The following is a 21240-nucleotide window of genomic DNA, read 5'->3' as shown; positions in this document are numbered from 1 at the left end:
GTGGAGGCGGTCAAGGGCTCCCCTCGCCCAGTGTCATCACGGGCCCGCGAGGAAACCCCTAGTTCCTCGTCCCCGGTGGCCGGGGAACCGATGGAGCGCGCGAGAACACCAGGGAATACCTGGGATTGCGAGGGGAACACGGGGGAACACGACAATGCCCGGTGGCGTTGGGACACGCCACCGGGCAACCTATGCGGCGGCATTCACCAGCTCGTGGCCGAGAGGAGATCGCCGTAGTCGCGTTCACGGGAGGCCTGGCGGAGGTCGGACTCCACCATCATGTTCATCAGTTCACGGAAGTCCACGGTCGGCTCCCAGCCCAGCTCGGTGCGGGCCTGTGTGCTGTCGGCACACAGCGTCTCCACCTCGGCGGGGCGGACCAGGGTCGGGTCGATGGCCACGTAGTCCTCCCAGTCCAGGTCCACGGACTCGAAGGCCATGCGCACGGCGTCGCGTACCGAATGGATGCGACCAGTGCCCACCACATAGTCGGATGGCTCGTCCTGCTGGAGCATCAGATGCATCGCACGGACATAGTCGCCGGCGAAGCCCCAGTCGCGTACCGCGTCCAGGTTTCCCAGGAAGAGCTTGTCCTGGAGCCCGAGCTTGATCTGGGCCACCGCCAGCGAGATCTTCCGGGTCACGAACTCCGCGCCACGGCGCGGCGATTCATGGTTGAACAACATCCCGGAGACGGCGTACATCCCGAAGGACTCACGGTAGTTGCGGGTGATGAAGTGGCCGTACGCCTTGGCCGCGCCGTACGGGCTGCGGGGATGGAAGATCGTGGTCTCCCGCTGCGGTGTCTCGGTGACCTTGCCGAACATCTCCGACGACGACGCCTGATAGAAGCGGATCCCTCCGCTGCCACCGCCGCCACCGCGGGACTTGTCCAGCCCGCTCACCATGCGGATCGCCTCCAGCATCCGCAGCACACCCATGGCGTTGACCTCGGTGACCAGTTCGGACTGCTGCCAGGACATCGGTACGAACGAGATGGCGCCGAGGTTGTACACCTCGTCCGGCTGCACCGCGTCGAGGGCCGCCACCAGGCTCGCCTGGTCCATCAGATCGCCGTCGACAAAGGTGACGTCCGAGGCCAGCCGGCTGATCCGCAGCTTTCTGGGATTGGCCTGGCCTCTGATCAATCCCCAGACTCGATACCCTTGCGCAAGGAGGTGCTCGGCCAGATACGAGCCGTCCTGGCCGGTAATTCCGGTGATCAACGCACGCTTGGACATAAAGGATCCCTTCCACGACCACGGAAAGACCGTCGAGTGGTTTTTTCACGCAGTGAGCGGTACAGGGAATTCGACGCATTCCACTGCTTGAGGCACACCCGCAATGGCCATGGGTCGGCTGCCCGGATCCGAATGCGAGGTTGTCTAGCTCAACCTTCACAGCCGCTCCGGAATGATGTCAAGGAAGCGCGAATACGCTAGGGGATTTCCGAGACTTGGGGCGCGTCGCCGGGTTCGCCACTATCCACATCCTTGCAGGCAGCGAGGGGATACCGGCCAGTTCGAGGCCCGTAAGTGATCGTGATCAGGTCCACGCACCGAGACTCCCGGCACACCGCGATCATGCCCTCCTCTTACACTCAACACCCCATGAACAAGGGGCCCGTACGGGTGACCGACGCGGGCAACCGGGCAAGAACGGTCACCACAACGTGGCATACGGGCAGCGAAAGAGGGCACGGTTCCGATATACACTTGGAACTGAACCTAACACCCGTCACTGTGCCCCTTTTCGATACGACCGGTTTGACGCTCATGGGGGCAGCACGAAACGTGACCGCACAGCTGTCGCTGAAAGCAGGCTTAAAGCACGGACAATTGACGTCGTCGAGGCCGATTATCAGGTCAGCGCCCTGATCAATTCACGGGCAACGCCCCTCGCGTCGTCGTTGAAACGACCGAAAGAGGTGACTCCTCTTGGCTCTCTCCCACACCATCCCGGTGACTTCCTCGACCTCCCGTCAGAGTGACAACGGGATCCGGACTCGCGTGGCCACGACCGAGCACGGCACGGGCATGGCCACCCTCGACTCGGACCTGCGGGTCCAGGCGGGCAACGACGACTTCTTCCGCTGCTTCGCCGGATCCTCGGCCGAGCTGTGTGGGCGGAACCTGTTCGAGCTGCTGCGCCCCAGCTCGCCCGCAGTCCTCCGGGAACACTTTCTGAGGCTGCACGACGGCCGGCGGACCCGCTTCAGCGAACGGGTCGTGGGACACCGTTCAAGCGGACACCCGTTCTCGGGCGTACTGACCGCCACCGCCGTCCAGGGCTCATCGGACGGACTGTCCGCCATCGTCGTCCTCGTCAAACCGGACAACCACACACCAGAGGACGAACCCGGCACCCAGCGCCGCCTGCTGCTCTCCCCTCTGGAGGCCCGGATCCTGGAAGGCGTGGCCACCGGCGCCTCGACCATCCAGATGGCCTCCAACCTCTATCTCAGCAGGCAGGGCGTCGAATACCACGTGGGCTCGATGCTCCGGAAGATGAAGGCCCGTAACCGCGCGGCCCTGATATCCCGCGCGTACGCGGCCGGCATGCTCACCGTGGGCACCTGGCCGGCCCGGGTCGTCTCGGACTTCGTGAAGTAGGGCAACCTCCGGGACGGACTTTGTCAGTCACCCCCGGGGACGGGACAGGCGACACCCTTCGCCGAACCTGGCGCCGAACCACTTCGGCGCACTCCCCCATCCCCTCCGCGAGGACAGCAGCACCATGGCAAAGCTCGTACAGTTCGACCGGATCAGCGGCCCCGAGGTCTCCCCTCTTCGCTCGGCTACGAGGCCACGGGCGTCGACCCGGTCCAGGCGGCGGGCGTGTGGATGGCCTACATCACCGCGTACGGCGCCCTCGCCGAAGGTGGCCAGGTGCGCTCGGGCGACCATGTGCTGATCACCGCGGCCTCCAGTCGTCACCGACGACGAGGACCTCCCCCCTTCGACCTCGCGGACATCGTCGAGGCCCACCGCTACATGGAGTCCAACGTCCAGGTCGGCAAGATCGTCGTCAGGGTCACACACGAGGACGGCACGGTCTGACGGCGGCATCAGCGGGGGCGCGCATGGGTACTGTCCGCAGGGATGCCAGAAAAGACGATCTCCAATGCGCGTCCCCCCTTCACTCGTGAAGAGCGGTCCGGCGATATCGCCATCATCGGGCTCAGCTGTCGCTTGCCGGGTGGCATCGCGGCGCCCGAGGAGTTGTGGGCCGCGCTTGCCGCCGGGCGCGATCTGGTCGGTGAGGTGCCGGCGGACCGGTTCGACGCGCGCCGCTTCGTGGCCGACGATCCGCGGCGTCCCGGCAAGTCGTACTCGGCCGCGGGCGGGTTCCTGGACGACATCACGGGTTTCGACGCCGCGTTCTTCGGGTTGTCGCCGCGCGAGGCGAGCCGGATGGACCCGCAGCAGAGGCTGCTGTTGGAGATGGCCAGGGAAGCCCTCGACGACGCCGGTGTGGATCCGGGGACACTCGCCGGATCGGAGTCCGGGGTCTATGTGGGGGTGAGCAACGGCAACTACGGCCAACTCCAGTACGCCCGCCCCGAAACGGTCACGGCGTACACGATGGCGGGCTCGGCGCTGTGCAACACCGCCAACCGGATCTCGCATCTGTTCGATCTGCGGGGGCCGTCCATGGCGGTGGACACCGCCTGCTCCTCGTCCCTGGTCGCCCTGCACCAGGCCTGCGCACAGCTCCGCGCCGACGAGGGCGGTATCGCGCTGGCGTGCGGTGTCAACCTGCTGCTGAACCCGGGGGATTTCATCGGGTTCTCCAAGGCGTCCATGCTGTCCCCCAGTGGCCGCTGCCGCTCCTTCTCCTCGCACGCGGACGGATACGTCCGTGCCGAGGGCGGCGCGGTGGTGGTGCTCAAGCGCCTCGCCGACGCACGGGCGGACGGGGACACCGTGCACGCCGTGGTCCTCGGCACCGGAGTGGGCGCGGACGGCCGTACCCCTGGGCTCTCGCTGCCCAGCGCGGAGGCTCAGGAGACGCTGATGCGTCAGGTGCACCGGCGGGCCGGGGTGCGGCCCGAGGACCTGGCCTATGTGGAGGCTCATGGCACCGGCACCCAGGCAGGCGACCCGATCGAGTGCCGGGCGCTGGGCGGTGCCCTCGGCGTGGGCCGCCGCACCCCGCTGCCGATCGGCTCGGTGAAGTCGAACCTCGGCCATCTGGAGTCCGGGGCGGGAATCGCCGGTCTGCTCAAGTGTGTGCTCATGCTGCGGCACGGGGTGATTCCACAGTCTCTGCACGCCGAACCGCTCAACCCCGCCATCGACTTCTCCGCGCTGGGCCTGGAGCCGGTGGCCGCGCCGCGGGCGCTGCCGCCGGGAGCGCTCGCGATCAACTCGTTCGGCTTCGGCGGGGCCAACGCGCACGCCGTTCTCGGCCCCCCGCCCGCGCCCCGTGTGCCCGCGCCACCGAAGGCGAGGCCGTTGCCGGTGCTGGTCTCGGCGGCCACTCCTCAGGCGCTCAGCGAGGCCGCCTTACGCACCGCCGCGCGGCTCCGGGACACCGACTCGTTCTACGACCTCGCCTTCACCAGTTGCGTTCGGCGCGGACACCACCGCGAACGGGTTGCCGTGCTGGCGGACAGCCCCGGCCAGGCCGCAACCCTGCTGGAAGCGTTCGTCGAGGGCACCCCGGTGCCCGGCGGTGCGGCAGGACAGGCGAGTCCGGGGCCCGTGGCATTCGTGTACTCCGGAAACGGCGCGCAGTGGGCGGGCATGGGCGCGGAACTGCTGGCGAGCGAACCGGTGTTCCTCGACGTGGTCACCGAGGTGGACGCCGAACTGGCCGGGCACCTGGGCTGGTCGGTGCTCGAGGCCCTGCGATCCATGGATCCGGGGCCTGAGCTGGACCGGACCGAGATCGCCCAACCGCTGCTGTTCGCGGTGCAGATCGGGCTGACCGCACTGCTGCGGGAGCGCGGCATCCGGCCCGCCGCGGTGGCGGGACATTCGGTGGGCGAAGTGGCCGCCGCATACGCCTGCGGGGCCTTGGACCTGGCGGCGGCCTGCCGGGTGATCGCCGAACGCGGTCTCGCCCAGGCGGAGACGGCGGGTGACGGACGGATGGCGGCGGTGGGACTTCCGGCCGCCGAGGCCGCCGAGCTGATCGCCGGCCGGGACCTGGAGCTGGCCGGCGTGAACAGTCCGTCGGACGTGACGCTGTCCGGGGCCGCCGAGGAACTGTCCGCGCTCGGTGACGAGTTGCTTCACCGCGGGGTCTTCTTCCGGGAGCTGCCCCTGAACTATGCCTTCCACAGCCGGTCCATGGACTCGATCCAGGACCGGCTGCACACCGCGCTGGCCGGATTGGCGCCACGGCCCGGAACCGTGGCGTTCGTCTCCACCGTCACCGGTGGCACGCTGCCGGGCACCGGGCTCGACGCCACGTACTGGTGGCGCAACATCCGGGAGCCGGTGCTCTTCGGACCGGCCGTGACCACGTTGGTGGACGAGCACGACTGCGGCACGATCGTGGAGGTCGGCCCCCACCCGGTGCTGCTCGGCTATCTGCGCAGGCAGTGCGCCACCGCGGACCGGCCGGTGACCACGGTCGGCTCGCTGTCCCGCGCAGCCCGCGACTCGGCCTCAGTGCCAACCACCTACGCCACGGTGCTCGCGGCCGGGGCCGACATCGACTGGGACGCCTGGTTCCCGGTGCGCGGCCGGGTGGTGCCGCTGCCCGGCTACCCGTGGCAGCGGGAGCACCACTTCAACGGCGCCGCCAACTGGTGGTCGGCGGGATCGGGCGGCGAGGAGGAGTCGGGACACCCGTTGCTCGCCGACCGGTTGCCGAGTGTGGAACCCACCTGGCGGACACCGGTCGAGCCGGCGCGGCTCGGCTGGCTCGGCGACCACCGGATCGGCGGGGTGGTGGTGATGCCGGGCGCCGCGTATCTGGAGATGGCGCTCGCGGCCGGCCGAACCACCCACGAGGGCGCGCTGGAGATCACCGGACTGGACATCGGCAAGGCGCTGGTGCTGCCGTGGGACGACCCGAGCGCCACCATCTCCGTACAGACCTGGCTCATCGGCGAGGTGGCCCGCATGGCCTCCCGCCGGGGCGACGAGGACTGGCAGGACCATGCGAGGGCGCGCGTACGCCGGTTGCACACCGGGCCGCCCGCGCCGCTGGACGTGGCGGGCATACGGGCAGCGGCACAGACCGAGATCTCCGGGGAACAGCACTACGCGCGGATGCGCCGGGTCGAGCTGGAGTACGGGCCCGCGTTCCGCGGTGTCCAACGGCTCGCCGTCGCCGACGGTACGGTGCTCGCCGACTACGCCAATCCGAGCGGGGCGCAGGAGTTCTACGCACACCCGGCCCTGGTCGACGCCACCCTGCAGTCCATCGGGGCGCTCCTCCCCCGCGCCGAGAACGGGCAGGTCCACCAGTTCCTGCCGACCGAGTTCGAGCGGGTCCGGTTCTGGCGCACCCCCGCCGACCGGGGCGTAGCGCTGATCCGTGCCCGCGGCCTGTCGCTGCGTGAGGCGGTGGTGGACATCACCGTCGCGGATCCGGACGGCACCATAGCCATGGAGCTGCACGGTGTCCGCGTACGCAGGAACAAGGCGGCGGGGAGCGGCGTCGACCGCATCGTCAGCACCCTCCGGGCGGCTCCGCTGCCCGGGGCCACCGGCCCGACCGGGCTGCCGACCGCCACCGAGCTCGCCGCAGCGCGGGCCGGGCAGGTGGCGGCGCTGACCGCGGCGGCCCGCCGCTATGACAGCCCTTCATTCGTTCGCCGCGTCGCCCATCTGACCGGCCACTTCGTGGCGGCCGCTGTCGCGGAACTGGAGGCGAGCGGCGCGCGGCCGGGGAACCGGCGGCTGTACGAGAAGCTGCGGGCGATCGCCGAACGGGAAGGTGTGCTGGGCCGGACACCGGAACCGGGCCGACTGGTCGCCGAGCTGCTGCGGGACTTCCCCGCCATGGCGCCGGAGCTGCTGTTGTACGCCCGGTGTGGTCCGCAACTGGCCGGGGTGCTCACCGGGGACGTGGATCCGATGCAGTTGCTGTTCTCGGACACCGAGCGGCTGGCCGAGCTGCACTACACGACCTCCGTGGCACATCAGTATCTGAACCGGATGGCCAGGGAACTGCTCACCGGGCTGGTCGATGCCTGGCCCGCGGACCGGCCGCTGCGGATTCTGGAGGTCGGCGCCGGCACCGGGTCCACCACCGCCTGGCTGCTGCCCCGGTTGCCCGCCGATCGCACCACCTACGCCTACACGGACATCTCCAGCGCGTTCTTCCCCCGAGCCCGCCACCGGTTCGCCGCATACCGGTACCTCGACTACCGGACGCTGGATCTGGACGGCGACCCCGCCGAACAGGGCTTCGCCGCCGCTTCCTTCGATCTGGTGATCGCCGCCAACGTCCTGCACACCACCACCGATGTGCGCCGCGCCGTCGGCCACGTCGCCGAACTCCTGGACAGCGGTGGCCGGCTGCTCGCCGTGGAGTTCCACGACAACGACCTCTTCGCCCCCTGCTACGGGCTGCTCGGGTCGGCCACCGGCTTCACCGACACGGAGCTGCGCGAGGACACCCTGCTCGCCCGTGAGCAGTGGCCCGCGGTGCTGCGCTCCGGTGGGTTCACCAGCGTGGTCCAGCTCGGCGAGGAGCCGGCCTGTTCGGTGCTGTTCGCCGACCGGGGCGTGCGAGAACAACACCCACCGACACCTTCGGACGCTGCGCCCGGTCACTTCCTCGTCGCCGCGGACGGTGTCGAGGGCCTGCCCGACGCCGTGGTGGCGCGGCTGCGCACACTGGGCCGCTCGGTGAGCCGCGTCGACGCCGCCACCGACGCCGAGCGCTGGGGCGCCGCGCTCAGCGGCACCGAGGAGAGCGTCGGGATCGTGGTCATGCTGGGCGAGCAGGCCAGTGGGGACGCGGCCCGCGCCGTGGATCCGGTGGTCCGGCAGGCGGCGGTCCTCAGGGCGATGGTCACCGCTTGCCAGGCGTTGCCGGAGAGCCGTGAGGTGCGGGCCTGGGTGCTGACCGGCGGCGAGCGCACCGCAGTCCCCGAACACCCCGTACCAGCCGCAGCCTGGGCCCAGGCGCGCACCCTGACCAGCGAGAACCCTCTGCTGAGGGTCCGCAGGGTCACAGTGGCCCGCGGGGCGACCGAAGCGGACGTGTGCGCGGAACTGCTCGCCGAGACCGACGAGGACGAGGTGGTGCTCACCGCGGGCGGGCGCTTCGTACCGCGGATCACCGAACGCCGCCCCGCCACCCACACCGGCCACCCCTTCGCGCTGGCCGTGGCGGACGACGGACCGGCCTGGACGGCGGTGACCGTGCCCGCACCGGGACCGGGAGAGGTGGTCGTCGAGGTACGGGCGGCGGCGCTCAACTACGCGGATGTGATGGTCTCCCGGGGGCTGGTGCCGCCCATGGCCGAGGCGCCGGACACGGGAATCCCCCTGTTGGGCCTCGAATGCGCCGGAGTCGTGACCCGCGTCGGCGCCGGTGTGACCGACCGGGCCGTCGGCGATGGGGTGATGGTCGCGCACTCCGGGAGCCTCACCTCATATCTGCACTGCCCGGCCCGGCTCACCATCCCGGTCCCCGAGGACATGCCGTTCACCGAGGCGGCCACCATCCCGACGGTGTTCGCCACCGTGCACTACGGCCTCGACTATCTGGCCCGGCTCCGCGCGGGCGAGACGGTCCTCGTACACGGGGCCGCCGGCGGGGTGGGGCTGGCCGCGCTGCGGTACGCCGAACACGTCGGGGCCACCGTCGTCGCCACCGCGGGCAGCCCCGCCAAGCGCCAGTTGCTGCGCCTGCTCGGCTACCGGCATGTGCTGGACTCGCGCAGCCTCGGCTTCGCCGACGAGGTCCGCGAGATCACCGCGGGGCGCGGGGTGGACGTGGTGCTCAACTCGGTGGCGGGCGAAGCGCTGGGCCGCGGGATGGAGTTGCTGCGCCCGCACGGGAGGTTCGTGGAGCTCGGAAAGCGCGACATTCTCGCCGACAATGCGCTCGCCCTGCGTCCGTTCTCCCGTGACCTCTCCTTCTTCGGTGTCGACCTCACCAGTCTGCTCCAGGGCGACAGCCCGGTGGCCGAGCAGATGGTCGCCGAACTGACCGAGCGCGTCGGGTCCGGGGTCTACCGGCCGCTGCCGCATGTCACCTACCCGGCGCAGCAGATCGCCGAGGCGATGGCACTGCTGCGGGACTCCCGGCACATCGGCAAGATCGTCATCACCTTCGACCCCACGGAACCGGTCCCCGTCCGCGTTCCGCGGCCCCCGGTCGCCCTGGACCCCGAGGCGACGTACCTCGTCACCGGCGGGCTGGGCGGTTTCGGCGCGGCCACCGCCCGCTGGCTGGCCCGGTGCGGGGCCCGGCACCTGGCGCTGGCCTCCCGCAGCGGCGCCGCCCACCCGGAGGCCCGTACCGTGCTCGACCGCGTCGCCGAGGAGGGGGCGACGGCGACCGCCTACGCCACCGATATCACCGACCCCGCGGCCACCGGCGCTCTGCTGGACGCGATCGAGGCCACCGGCCATCCGCTGCGGGGTGTCGTCAACGCCGCCATGGTGCTCGACGACGTCCTCGACGACGCCACCGCGGTGGAGCTCGACGACGAGCGGACCCGCGCGGTGGTGAGCCCCAAACTCGCCGGGACGGCACACCTGGACCGGCTCACCCGCGAACTGCCCCTGGACTTCTCCGTGTTCTACAGTTCGATCTCGGCGCTCGCCGGCAATCTCCGGCAGAGCACCTACGCCGCCGGCAATCTGGCGGGCGAGGCGGTCGTCCGGCAGCGCCGGGCCGCGGGGCTGCCGGGACTCGCCGTGCAGTGGTGCGCCATTTCCGACACCGGGTACGCGGACCGCGCCGGTATGGTCGAGACCATGCGACAAGCCGGTTTCGGGGAGCTCGACTCCGTCACCGCCACCCGGGTGCTCGGCGAGCTGATCACCGATCCCGATGTGGACGTCATCATGGTGGGCAACACGGACTGGGCACAGACCGCGAAACTCCTGCCCACCGTCGCCGCGCCGCGCTTCACCGAGGTGCTGACGCGCACGACGCCAGCCCCTGTGACGCCGCTGACGCCGACGGGAACATACCGGAGCTGGTGCGCTCGCTGGCCGAGCCGGAGGCGCTGGGCATCGTCACCGATGTGCTGGTCTCGGCACTGGCCACGGTGCTGCAGAGCACATCGGAGCGGATCGATCCGGACACCCGGCTCGACCAGCTCGGCCTGGAGTCGCTGATGGCGGCCGAGCTGAGCTCCGTACTGCAGCGCAGGCTGGGCTGCGTCGTCCCGGCGATGGAGCTGGCCACCGCGGCCGGCGTACGGCAGCTCGCCCCGCGCATTCTCGGGCGTATCAGGCGGGGCGCGTGACCATGCCCCCGCCCTTCCCCGCCGTGGACCTCAACCGCCTCACCGACCGGCAGACCGCTCGGATCCGGCTGTACTGCGTTCCGCCGTCCGGCGCGGGCTCGGAATTCTTCCTGCCCTGGGTCGCCGAATTCTCCGAACTGATCGACCTGGTCGCCGTCCAACTGCCCGGCCGCGGCACCCGCGTCGGGGAACCGTCGATCACCGATATCAACTGGGCCGCCGCGGGCATCGCGGAAGCGATAGCCGCGGACCTGAGCCATCGGCCACCCGCCGACGGTTTCTACGCGGTCTTCGGCCACAGCTTCGGCGCGCTGCTCGCCTTCGAGGCCACCCACCGGCTCAGCGCGGACCTGCGCACCGAACCGGATCTGCTCGCGCTGTCCGCCGTTCCACCGCCGAACCGCGACGGTCTCGACGACCACATCGCGCGCAACCTCGGCTCCGGAATCGCCGCCATCACCGAGATCATGGGCTGGGAGCAGCCGACCGACGACGCGCTCACCCGGACCGTCTACACCCCCTTCCTCGCGGATGCGGTCGCCCTGCTGCAACACACACGGCAGATCTGGCCGACACTGCGCGCGCGACTGAGCGTCTTCGGCGGAAATGACGACCCGATGGTCGACCCCGAGTCGCTGTACGAATGGAGCGCGTGTACGACGGCCGACACCCGGGTTCACCGTTATCCCGGAGGCCACCACTACCTGCGCACCCAAATCCCCGAGGTGGTCGCTCAGCTCACGCAGGACCTGCTCGCCGCGTACCGGAATCCGGCTCAGCGTCCGGGGTCCGTGTGATTCATACACGGATCGTGCCCAACCAGCCGATTGTGCCTCTACGCTAAACGCTCGTGACGATGGGTATGCCGAACAAGCGCGATGCACGAACGCGTTTGTCGGGTGCGAGGGGGGACGCACGTGTCGGAGCGGTTCGCGGAAAACCGTGCGCGGCGCCGGGTACTGGGGGAGATGGTGAATGTCTTAGGAGACTCGGCGGCACTGGCCGACGCCCGAGGGCGGCACCAGTGGCGGCGTGAGCTGTCCGAGGAGTTCGGCGGGCTGGAGCTGGAGCCCTATCCGACCGCTCATCAGGAGTTCTTCGAGGCGGTGCGCGCCTGCGGCGAGCGCTCCGGCGGCCTTGAGACGCTAGTGGAGATCACCGGCTTTGTGGCCCCGGCACTCCCCCATCGGCTGCGGCCCCTGGTCGATGAGTGGGACGCGGCCGATCTGTACCGGGGGCGTGACTGGTCGGCGCTGCGGCAGGCGCTCGACATCGGCATACCGGAGTTGAACGCGATCGTCGCCGAGGTCTGCGGGGACCGGTTCCGCCTCCCTCCCCACTGCACCACCGCCTGGCATGCCTTTCTCCATCTGGCCTGCCGCAACACCCCGCCCGGGAGTCTGCCGCCCAGCATGGTGCTGCTGGAGCACCTTGCCCTGCACGCGGATCTGGCGGCCTCGGTCGGCGAGTTGTACGCCTGGAATGAGCACTTCGCCCACGAGTGGGATCTCGCCGACGGCGAGGACGGGCTGATCGCGATGCGCGCGGGCCTGGCCGGTGGCCATACGGCTGATGTTCTGCACTGCGGCGGCCCAGGTGTCCGAGGAGTGGACGGGCTGGACGCCGAACCGGAGCGCCCGGTGATCAGGCTGTACGTCAAGGTGGCGCCCGATCTGACCCCGGTGGACGCCAAGGGCAGAAAGCAGGGCCGCCGAGAGGCGCGTTACACGCTCGCCGCCCGGGTGCGCTACGCGGAGTCCTCCGGGCTGCACCGGGAGCCGCAGGGCGAGCCGGGCGAACTGGTGACACGCAGCAGGATCCCCGTCGCGGTCGCGGAGCTGCTGACCCGGATGGCGGAGCTGTGGCAGTCGCGTGCCGAAGACGTGGTGTTGGAGTTCTTTTTACCCACGGAGCTGCTGAACGAGCCCGTCGAGTGGTGGAATCGGAACCCCCAACTAGGCTATGCGAACCCCATCTTGAGCAAGTACCACGAGATATTCATCCACAGCCTCGAGCGAGTGCAGCGGCGCGAGCTCCATCATGCTTGGCGCATGCGCTGGGCCCGGTGGCGGAGTCGGCCCGAGCAGGCGGACGTCCACTGGTGCGACGCCGAAGGTCGCTCGACCGATGAACACCTCGCCTTGCTGGACGCGCGGATCGGGCGGCGGGACGAGGTGGTGGCGATGGTGCTCAGCGAGCCCCCGAGGCCGAGAAGCGGCCTTGGTCTGCGCGAGCTGCGGCTCGGGCTCGATCTCGGGGTCCCCGTGCTGATCCACCATCGTGCGGACAGCTTGTCGGAGGCCTTCCGCAGCGTGGTTCGCGAAGGACTGGCCGAGGACGGACTGTCGAAGCTTCCCGAGCGTGCGAGACAGTGGAAGAGCGACTGCGCCGCAGGTGGAATCGGTTCACAGGATGACCCGGTCAGGGATCTCAGCGTGATCTGGGACAACCCCGAACTGCTCCTGGACGGTGGGCCGTGTGCTCCCGCCACCTTCGTAGGGGGGATCGATTGAACACGCCCGAGAGAACCGGAGGGGCGGACATGCCGGCCGCCACCGCCGCAGTCCGGTACCAGGGGACGGGAGCGGTGCTGCCCGATGTCCCGTACGAGGAGCGCCAGTGGCCGGACGGGCCGCGCTGGCGGACCTTCCAGGGCGGGCCCTGTCTGCCTCAGCCGCCCGACGACGACGAGGCCGACCGGCGGCTCGGCCCCATCGGCGCGGTGCGCAGCCCATCGGCGGAGGAGGTCCGCCTGGTCAACGCGGCGATTCTGCTGCGGCGTCCGCTGCTGGTCACCGGCCGCCCCGGCGTGGGCAAGTCCACCCTCGCCTATCGCATCGCCCGTGAGCTGCGACTGGGCCGGGTGCTCCAGTGGCCCATCACCTCCCGGACGACCCTCGCCTCGGGTCTGTTCGAATACGATGTGATCGGCCGCGCCCAGGCGGGCCAGGCCTGGTACGCGGCGCGGCAGCACAGCGGCCCGGCGGACGGCCCGGACGGGGGCGGCGACCCGGCTTCCGGTGACGAAGCCCGCGTGGACATCGGCGAGTTCATCCAGCTCGGCCCGCTGGGCACCGCGCTGCTCCCCCACCGCTTACCGAGGGTCCTGCTCATCGACGAGCTCGACAAGGGCGACGCCGACCTCCCGAACGATCTGCTCACGCTCTTCGAGGACGGCTGGTACGCCGTGCCCCCACTCGTCCGGGTGAAGCGCCGGTCCCCCGAAGTGATCGTCCACACCGCGGATCCGGGCAGAAATGCCCCCATTGTGGACGGGCTTGTCACCACTCGATCATTCCCTCTGGTCATCATGACCTCGAACGGGGAGCGCGAGTTCCCGGAGGCGTTTATGCGTCGCAGCCTCCGATTCGATATACCGGACCCGGGCCCGGAGGCACTGGGCGAGCTGGTCGCCGCGCACTTCGCCGACCAGTTGGGCGATATGCACGACAGGCTGGTCCGGGACTTCATGACACGCAGCGAGCAGGTGCACGGCCTGGCGGCCGATCAGCTGCTCAACGCCGCCCATCTGGCGACCTCCGGCGCGTATACGCCTGCCGAGGGCGACGACGCCGAGTGGCAGGCCCTGCTCAGGGCCATCTGGCACCCGCTGAGTACCGACGTACGCGCCGACGGGGCGGAACCGCGTGCCTGAACGTCCGCCGGTTCCCGAGCGGTCCGGGGCGGACGGTGCGGCTGACGGCCCTGCCACCCCCCCGGGCCACGGACGTCTGCCGGTCGGCGGGCTACGGTGGTGGGAGGTCGCGGACGCTCTGTGGCTGGCCCGCCACCACCCGGAGCTGGCCGGGCCGTCGCGCTCCGACGCGTCGCCGCCGGCCGACGAGCCGCCGGCGCCCGGGGAGCCGCGGCCCACCATGCCGACACCGCCCGCCATGTCGGCACCGGAGCCGGAACCTGATGCCGCTGGGCGCTCCACGTCGCCCACGGGCGGCGGTAGCGAACCACAAGGGCGGTTACCGGAGGGCCTTCCGCAGCCAGAGCCGCCACCACCCCCCGTGGTCCTTCCCGCCGATCACCCCGCGCCCACCCGATCAGCCCGCTTATCCGACACCCATGCCGTCCGGCGGTGGCCACCACCGCGACCCGGCGCCGCCGACGGCCTCCCCACGGCCGAGGTGGCGTCCGCGTTACGCCCCCTGCGCCAGTGGACGCGTTCGACGCGCCACCAGGAGCTGGACGAGGAGGCGACCGCCGAGCGGCTGGCCGAGGCCCCCGGGCTGCCCCCGGCGATGAGCCCGGGAAACGAACGCCGCTGGGACGCGGTCCTGGTGGTGGACGCGGGCCCGCAGATGACGCTCTGGGCCGCCCTCGCCCGGCGCCTCATGGCGGCGCTGCGCCACCACGGCGGCTTCCGCGATCTGCGGCTGCGCTTCATGGACACCCACTCCGACCGCCCGGGCGAGGTCGTGCTGCGGGGCCCGAACCGCCGGTCGAGGCCCCAGCCGCCGAGGAGCGTGGCCGATCCCACCGGGCGCCGGATCGTGCTCGTCCTCACCGACGGCCTCGCCCCCGCCTGGCGCGCGGGCGCCGTCCAGGAGGCGCTGGCCATATGGGGCCGGCATCAGCCCGTGGCCGTACTCGCGACACTCCCGCAGCGGCTGTGGCACCGCACCGCCCTCGACCCACGGCGAGTCCGGCTGCGCGCCTCCGGCCCCTGGGCCGGGAGCGCCCGCATGGACTGGGAGTTCACCGAGGCCCCTATCGCGGAGTCGGCCGCGGAAGCGCCCCCCGGTCGGCGCCCGGTCCCGGTGCCCGTCCTGGAGGTCGCCGACGAGTGGATCGCCCCCTGGGTCCGCTTCATCGCCGGCGAGGGGCCGCGCTGGACCGAGGTGGCCGCGCTTCTCGTACCCCCGAACCGATCCGAGGCACCCGCCCCGCGGCCGGAGCACACCAGGCCCCTGGCCGGCGCCGTGGAGCGCGTCGCCCGTTTCCGGGTGTGGGCCTCACCGGAGGCCTTCTCGCTCGCCGCCCGGCTGGCCGCGGTCCCGCTCGACCTTCCCGTCATGTACGCCGTTCAGCGCCGCACCCCGCCCCGAACGGGCCCGGCCCATCTGGCTGAATTCTTTATGAGCGGCCTTGTCGAACCCGTGCCCGAGAGCGGTGGGAATTCTTTTCTCTTCGGCCAGGGAGTGCGTGAGGAGCTGCTCGCCTCGAGCACCCGGCAGGCAACGGAAATGGCGTCGAGGATCGCCGCGGAGTTTCTGGCACCACACAGCGGTGCGGCCCGTGAGCTGCTGATCCACCTCAGCGGTGGGGACGTTCCGCCGGAACCCGAGGTCACCGGGGACAACCTCCATTTCCGAGAAATAGAACATGTCGTATTGGAGGCGCTGTCCGGGGCCCATTTGCGCCGGGCTCGCCGAATCCAGCACGTCATTCGCACCACCCGCGCTTCATCGGATCAAAGGATTGCCCCAACGGCGCGCGGAGAGAGCAACCCTGCCGAACACAACGAAGGCCCTGTCACAGTGAATATTCCAGGAACGCCCGAGACGCCTGTCCCCTCACAGCAGGGAGGTGTAGGCGGCGACGGCGCACTTCGAGGAGGTACGAATTTGACCGCGGTTTCCCAGGGCGCGACGACTCCGGATTCGGGCGCGTCGCTCGAGCGAGGCTCCTCCGGACCGTCGACACGCCCCGCCGTCTGGGGGAACATGCCGCCGCGGAACCTCGTCTTCACCGGGCGCGAGGCACTGCTCGAGCGTTTGGAAGGTGATCTCCGTGACGGCCCGACCGCGGTGCTTCCGCATGCGCTGCACGGCATGGGCGGTGTCGGAAAGTCCCAACTGGCCCTGGAATACGTTTATCGACATGCCGCCCGATACGACGTCGTTTGGTGGATTCCGGCCGAACGGCCCACCCAGATCGCCCAGGCGCTGGTGGAACTCGCCCAGCGGCTGCACCTGCCGGTGACCGCCGAGGCCATCACCGCGGTGCCCGCGGTCCTGGAGGCGCTGCGCACCGGGAATCCTTACGGAAATTGGCTGCTGGTGTTCGACAATGCGGAAAGTCCGGAATCGGTACAGGAGTTCTTCCCGAGCAGCCCGGCAGGCGGTCCTTCCGGTTCCATTCTGGTCACCTCCCGCAACCCCCAGTGGAACACGCTGGCCCATCCACTGGAGGTGGATGTGTTCAAACGCTCCGAGAGCATTCAGCTCCTGCAGCGTCGCAACCCCGATCTCCCCAACGCGGAGGCGGACCAGCTCGCGGAGGTCCTTGGCGATCTGCCGCTGGCGGTCGAGCAGGCATCGGCCTGGCGGGCGGAGACCGGAATGCCGGCAGCGGAATATCTGCGGCTCTTCGAGGAGAAGCGGGCCGAACTGATGTCGGTGTCCCCGCCGACCCACTACGAGCAGACGGTGGCCACCGCGTGGAACGTCTCGCTGGACCATCTGGCGAGCAAGAACCCGGCGGCGCTGCAACTGCTGCAGATCTGTGCCTACTTCGCCTCCGAGCCGGTGGCCCGGTCGCTGTTCTCCGGCGCGGCCGTCGAACCTATCGCCCCGGACCTTGACCGGGCGCTGACCGACCCGCTGCGGCTGGGCCGCGCCATCCGGGAGATCAACCGCTACTCCCTGGCCAAGATCGACCACCGCAGCAACTCCATCCAGATGCACCGTCTGGTGCAGGCCGTGCTGATCGCCCGGATGACCGAGGAGCAGCGTGAACGGATGCGGCGCGGCGCCCATATGCTGCTTGCCGCCAATGCCCCGCGCGACGCCGGGGACCCCGAGCACTGGGGGCGGTTCGCCGATCTGTATCCGCATGTGGTGGTCTCCAGGGCCGTGGAGTCGGACTCCCGGAACGTGCGGCAGATGGTCATCAACCTCGCGCAGTACCTCTACTTCTGGGGCGACCACGAGGCCGCGCGCGACTTCGGCCAGCACGCGTACGACATCTGGCGGGAGAAGTACGGGGAGGGCGATCAGCACACCCTGCTGCTCTGCCGCGATCTGTGGTACGTGCTGTGGCGGATGGGCCGCTACCAGGAGGCCTCGGACCTGAGCGAGCGCATGCTGGCACAGGTGCGGGAGCTCGGCACCGACGCGGAGGAGGAACTGCTCTCCACCCTCGGCCAGGTGGCCGCCGACCGCCGTGCCCGGGGCGACTTCCGGGGATCGCTGGAGATCTCCGAGGAGGTGTACGACCGGGCCGTGCGGGCGTATGGCGACGAGGACCCGCTGACGCTGACCCATTCCCACAACATGGCCGTCGCGCTGCGGGCTTCCGGCGAGTTCAACCGCGCGATGGAGCTCGACCAGGAGACCTATCGGCGCACCGTGCTGCTCTTCGGCGAGGAGACGTACGACAGTCTGCTCTCGGAGACGGGGCTGGCGCTCGACCGGCGGGAGGCGGGCGAATACGCCCTGTCAGCCCGGATGTTCGAGGAACTGGTCGACAAGTTCCGCAGAGTCTTCGGCGAGATGAACCCGAACACGCTGCGCACCGTGGGACGGCTGGCGGTCTCCCGGCGCAAGGCGGGAGATCACCCGGGAGCGCTGGAGCTCAGCAGGCCGGTGCGCAAGGCCCTGACCGAGCGCTACGGCGAGCGGAGCCCGGACTCCTTGATCTCCTCTCTCAACCTCTCCGTGGATCTACGGCAGTCGGGAGCCCTCGACGAGGCCATGCAGCTGGGGCAGTCGACCAGGGAGCTTTACGAGGAGGTCTTCGGCGAGGACCACCCGGACACCGCCGCGGCCGATGTGGACCTGGCCATCACCCTGCGGCAGCTCAACGAGGTGGACACCGCGCGCGCCATCAACGAGTCGGCACTCCGACGGGCCCGGGCGGCCCTTGGCGACACCCACCCCTATGTGCTGATCGCCTCCGCCAATCTGGCCAGTGACATGTTCGCGCAAGGTGATGCCGCCGCGGCCGCCGAACTCGACCGCGAAAACCTCGAGGTGATCAAGGCCACCCTGGGCGAAACACATCCGACGGCGCTGGTCGTGATGGGCAACCTGGCCTGTGATCTCAGGGCGCTGCGCCGAAACGACAAGGCCGACACCCTGCACGCCACGGCGGTCAAGGAGCTCCAGGCCAAACTCGGCGAAAGCCACCCCGCCTGCGCCGACACGGCGGCCTGGCGGCGCGGCAACTGCGATGCCGACCCCATGCCGCTCTGAGGTCACCGGCCGCGAGCCGGGCGTCGGCCTCAGGCCGGCGACTCGGCCGCACGGCCGATCCATGCGGCCACCGCGACGGGATCCGCAGGCTCTCCCGTCGCCTCCCCGATCGCCCGGTGCACCGCACGGACCAGTTCCGGGCACCGAAGCAGCACCAGGCCGGCCGCCCGGTGCCCGCCGGAAGAGTCCAGCGCGAGCCGCAGCCCCGCCCAGGCGCCGGCGGTGGAGTGGAAGACCGCCCCGCCGCCGGGCGCCGGGCCCGGCCCGGCGCTGATCTCCCGCGCGTACAGCTCCCGCGCGGCAGTGGCGTCTCCGGCGACCAGGAGCAGATCGGCGGGCCTGGCGCCCTCGACGGTCGCGGCAAGGCGCTCGGGATCCGCTCGGAGCTTCGCGAGTGCGGGTTCCATGAGCCGCATCCGGGTGAGGACGGCCCGGGCGTCCAGGTTCCTGGCGGTGGGGTCCGGCGCCAGGCGGGGCGCCGGGCAGCCTTGCCAGGGGATGGCCCGCGGAAACGGGCGGCCGGTGTGGCCGCCCGCGATCCAGTGCTCGACCAGCTCTGCCACCAGCGAGGGATCCGGTGCCAGATGGTGCAGCCGCCAGCTCACGGCGTGGTCCTCGGCCACCCGCTCGGCCTCGCCCACCAGCGCCTTGGGGACGGAGGCGTCCGCCCAGTCCGACACGGTCTCGGCCAGCTGCCCCAGGAATCGGCGGCCGAGCCGGGTCAGCTCCCGATCCTTGCTCAGCGGAGGCAGCACCCGCAGCAACTGCTCCCTGCGCAGGGCGAACTCGAATTGGGCCAGCGCCGCCTCGTCCGGCGGCGCACCACCGCCGAGCACATACCCGCGCCAGAACCGGGCCACGGCACAGAAGGCGTAGACCCCGTGCAACATCCCGTTCAGCGGTCGCGGGTCGTCCCGCCACGGCGCATACAGCCGCGGCTGGTTCTCCTGCGTGTGCAGGGAGTACATATGCATCAAGGCGCTGAGTTTGCTGTGCTGGGTCTCATGCGTGAGGATCGCCGCGAACTGGGCCGCGGCAGCGGGCTCCACCGCCGTCGGTTCCGAGGCGGCGAGGCCACCCATGCCGCCGCCCATGGTGGCGCTGTGCCAGCGGAAGGGCGTCGACGCGGGCAGCGGCTCGATGGAGCGGAGGCAGGCGGCGACATCCTCGGCCGCCTGCGGATCCGCACGCCCCAGCAACAGCCAGGCATGACATAGCAGTTCACCCCAGCGGTCGGCCTGCTCGCCCGGCGACGGCGAATGCTCCGCGGCGGGGTCCGCGGGGAAGAGGCGATACGGGCCGAGGTCGCTGAGGTGAACCTTCTTCGGTCCTTCTGGGAGTTCGAGTACGAACGTGGTCGGCGGCTGCCATCCGGGGGCGGCCCGTCGGCAGGGAAAGGCCACGTGGAGCATTTCGCTGCCGTGGCGGAGCGTCAGCGCGGCGCCGTCGAAGTCCGCCTGTACGGCCCCCGGACCCGCCGCGCCGGAGAGGGAGGCACGGCCCAGCGAGGGAAACCAGACCGTCCCCGAGCGCGAGGGGAGGCGGAGGGAGAAGGACAGGCCGGTCCGTATCGCGGAAGCCGCGGCGATGAGATGCAGTTGCCCGGTGTCCGCCCACAGGGGCGGATCCTCGTCCGGCGAAACCCCACCCTCACGTAATCGGCGCAGCGTGTGCTGGAGCCAGACGCCGGTCTCCGGCAGCAGCAGGAGGTCGTCGGTCACCGCCCGGCTCAGCCGCTCGGCCTCGCTGAGCAGTTCCCATGCGTGGTCAAGGTGTTCCAGGGGGCCGATGGCATCGGGACGGTCGGCCGCCATGGCCATGAGCAGTCCCAGCAGAAGCAGCCGATGGCTGCGCTCCGCGTCCCAGAGGTGGGCGATGACCGCCGCCCCACCGCCACCGGCGGCCAGGGCGTCGAAGTGGCGCGGGGGAAGCCCATGTCGTGGAGCACGCACCGAAGTCGGAGGACGGTGCCGCTGGAAAGGATCTTCGCCGCCGCTGCCGACTGGTGTCACATGTTCCAACTGGTCTTGGTGTCAGCGGCGACGAAAGCGCCCGAACCGCAGAGCTTCCGCAGCAGCTGCGCTTCGATCTGATCCCACTCCAGACCGCGTAGTGCGCGTAGGTTCTCAAAACTGACGCCCGTCAGATCGAGCAGTTCCGACTCGATCACGGTCCCAGGCCGATCCATCCCGCGCTGACCTCCCCGATTCCGGGCCTGACCTCTCCCGTCCACCCATCATGTCCCAGCACGGGAGCGACGGGTAGCCGCGTCTCGGACACCTTTTCATCAGGGTCACCGCTCAACCGCCGTCGAAACCGGGCATTTCGGCCAGCACCGCGGCCAACTCGCCCAGCGCGTACGACCCGGAGTCCACCATCTCGACGGCCTGCCACAGCAGGGTGAGACCGCCGGGAAAGGCCAGACAGGTCTCCACCACGCCCACCAGGTCCACCCGGGTGATCGGCGATCTGGGCAGACTGCCGTGGATCTCGGGTGGGAGCAGTCCGAGGACCTGGGCGCGTGCGGCCGGATCGGACATCACCGGGACCGCTTCCAGCGCCAGAACCAGCCGCTTGCGCTGCTCGAGGCCGGGCCGGGCGCCCGGCCTCGCGGGCGGCTGTGGGCCCTGACCCTCGCCGTGTCCTCGCTCCGGCATCCGTTCGCCCCCTTCGACGCCCGGAAATGGACTCTATCGC

At 70.4% G+C, this 21240-nt stretch carries 12 protein-coding genes; 8 read left to right on the top strand and 4 right to left on the bottom strand.

Translation table 11 applies throughout. From position 1 onward, the window contains the following. Window positions 1–203: 203 nt before the first annotated feature. Window positions 204–1241 (bottom strand): GDP-mannose 4,6-dehydratase, encoded by a 1038-nt coding sequence (locus ACWDSL_RS25665; RefSeq protein WP_450489160.1) that lies wholly within the window; start codon window positions 1239–1241, stop codon window positions 204–206. A 768-nt stretch (window positions 1242–2009) separates the two neighbouring features. Here ACWDSL_RS25665 and ACWDSL_RS25660 point away from each other — a divergent pair. From ACWDSL_RS25660 to fxsT, 8 genes are all read left to right on the top strand, one after another. After that, complete coding sequence (locus ACWDSL_RS25660) at window positions 2010–2612, top strand: LuxR C-terminal-related transcriptional regulator (protein WP_450489158.1); 603 nt, start codon at window positions 2010–2012, stop codon at window positions 2610–2612. Between the two features lie 231 nt (window positions 2613–2843). Beyond that, window positions 2844–3059: a hypothetical protein gene (locus ACWDSL_RS25655; protein ID WP_450489156.1), complete on the top strand. Its 216-nt coding sequence runs from the start codon at window positions 2844–2846 to the stop codon at window positions 3057–3059. Window positions 3060–3101: 42 nt separating this feature from the next. Beyond that, window positions 3102–10265 (top strand): SDR family NAD(P)-dependent oxidoreductase, encoded by a 7164-nt coding sequence (locus ACWDSL_RS25650; protein WP_450489154.1) that lies wholly within the window; start codon window positions 3102–3104, stop codon window positions 10263–10265. Then, the gene (locus ACWDSL_RS25645; RefSeq protein ID WP_450489152.1) at window positions 10196–10396 is read left to right on the top strand and encodes an acyl carrier protein; all 201 of its coding nucleotides are present in this window, start codon (window positions 10196–10198) and stop codon (window positions 10394–10396) included. Before ACWDSL_RS25650 ends, ACWDSL_RS25645 begins: the two co-directional genes overlap by 70 nt. A gap of 2 nt (window positions 10397–10398) precedes the next feature. Then, window positions 10399–11193 carry a thioesterase II family protein gene (locus ACWDSL_RS25640; protein ID WP_450489164.1) on the top strand — a complete coding sequence of 265 codons (795 nt, stop codon included), beginning with the start codon at window positions 10399–10401 and terminating at the stop codon, window positions 11191–11193. 120 nt (window positions 11194–11313) lie between these two features. Further along, window positions 11314–12909 (top strand): VMAP-C domain-containing protein, encoded by a 1596-nt coding sequence (locus ACWDSL_RS25635; RefSeq protein WP_450489150.1) that lies wholly within the window; start codon window positions 11314–11316, stop codon window positions 12907–12909. 29 nt (window positions 12910–12938) lie between these two features. Then, entirely contained in the window at window positions 12939–14051 is a 1113-nt protein-coding gene (locus ACWDSL_RS25630) for an AAA family ATPase (protein ID WP_450489148.1), read from the top strand. Then, window positions 14044–18543, top strand: coding sequence for an FxSxx-COOH system tetratricopeptide repeat protein (gene fxsT / locus ACWDSL_RS25625; protein WP_450489146.1), 4500 nt, complete (start codon window positions 14044–14046; stop codon window positions 18541–18543). Before ACWDSL_RS25630 ends, fxsT begins: the two co-directional genes overlap by 8 nt. 29 nt (window positions 18544–18572) lie before the next feature. On the opposite strand, the gene ACWDSL_RS25620 is transcribed toward fxsT, so the two are convergent. From ACWDSL_RS25620 to ACWDSL_RS25610, 3 genes are all read right to left on the bottom strand, one after another. Next, a complete protein-coding gene (locus ACWDSL_RS25620) occupies window positions 18573–20495 on the bottom strand; it encodes an HEXXH motif domain-containing protein (RefSeq protein ID WP_450489144.1) in 1923 nt (640 codons plus the stop codon). A 56-nt stretch (window positions 20496–20551) separates the two neighbouring features. Further along, complete coding sequence (locus ACWDSL_RS25615) at window positions 20552–20713, bottom strand: hypothetical protein (RefSeq protein WP_450489143.1); 162 nt, start codon at window positions 20711–20713, stop codon at window positions 20552–20554. Window positions 20714–20843: 130 nt separating this feature from the next. Next, entirely contained in the window at window positions 20844–21200 is a 357-nt protein-coding gene (locus ACWDSL_RS25610) for an effector-associated domain 2-containing protein (protein WP_450489141.1), read from the bottom strand. Window positions 21201–21240: the final 40 nt, after the last annotated feature.

The sequence above is a fragment of the Streptomyces sp. NPDC000941 genome, assembly GCF_053599555.1.
Note: the sequence above shows the minus strand (reverse complement) of the source record. Positions and strands in the feature narration are given on the sequence as shown.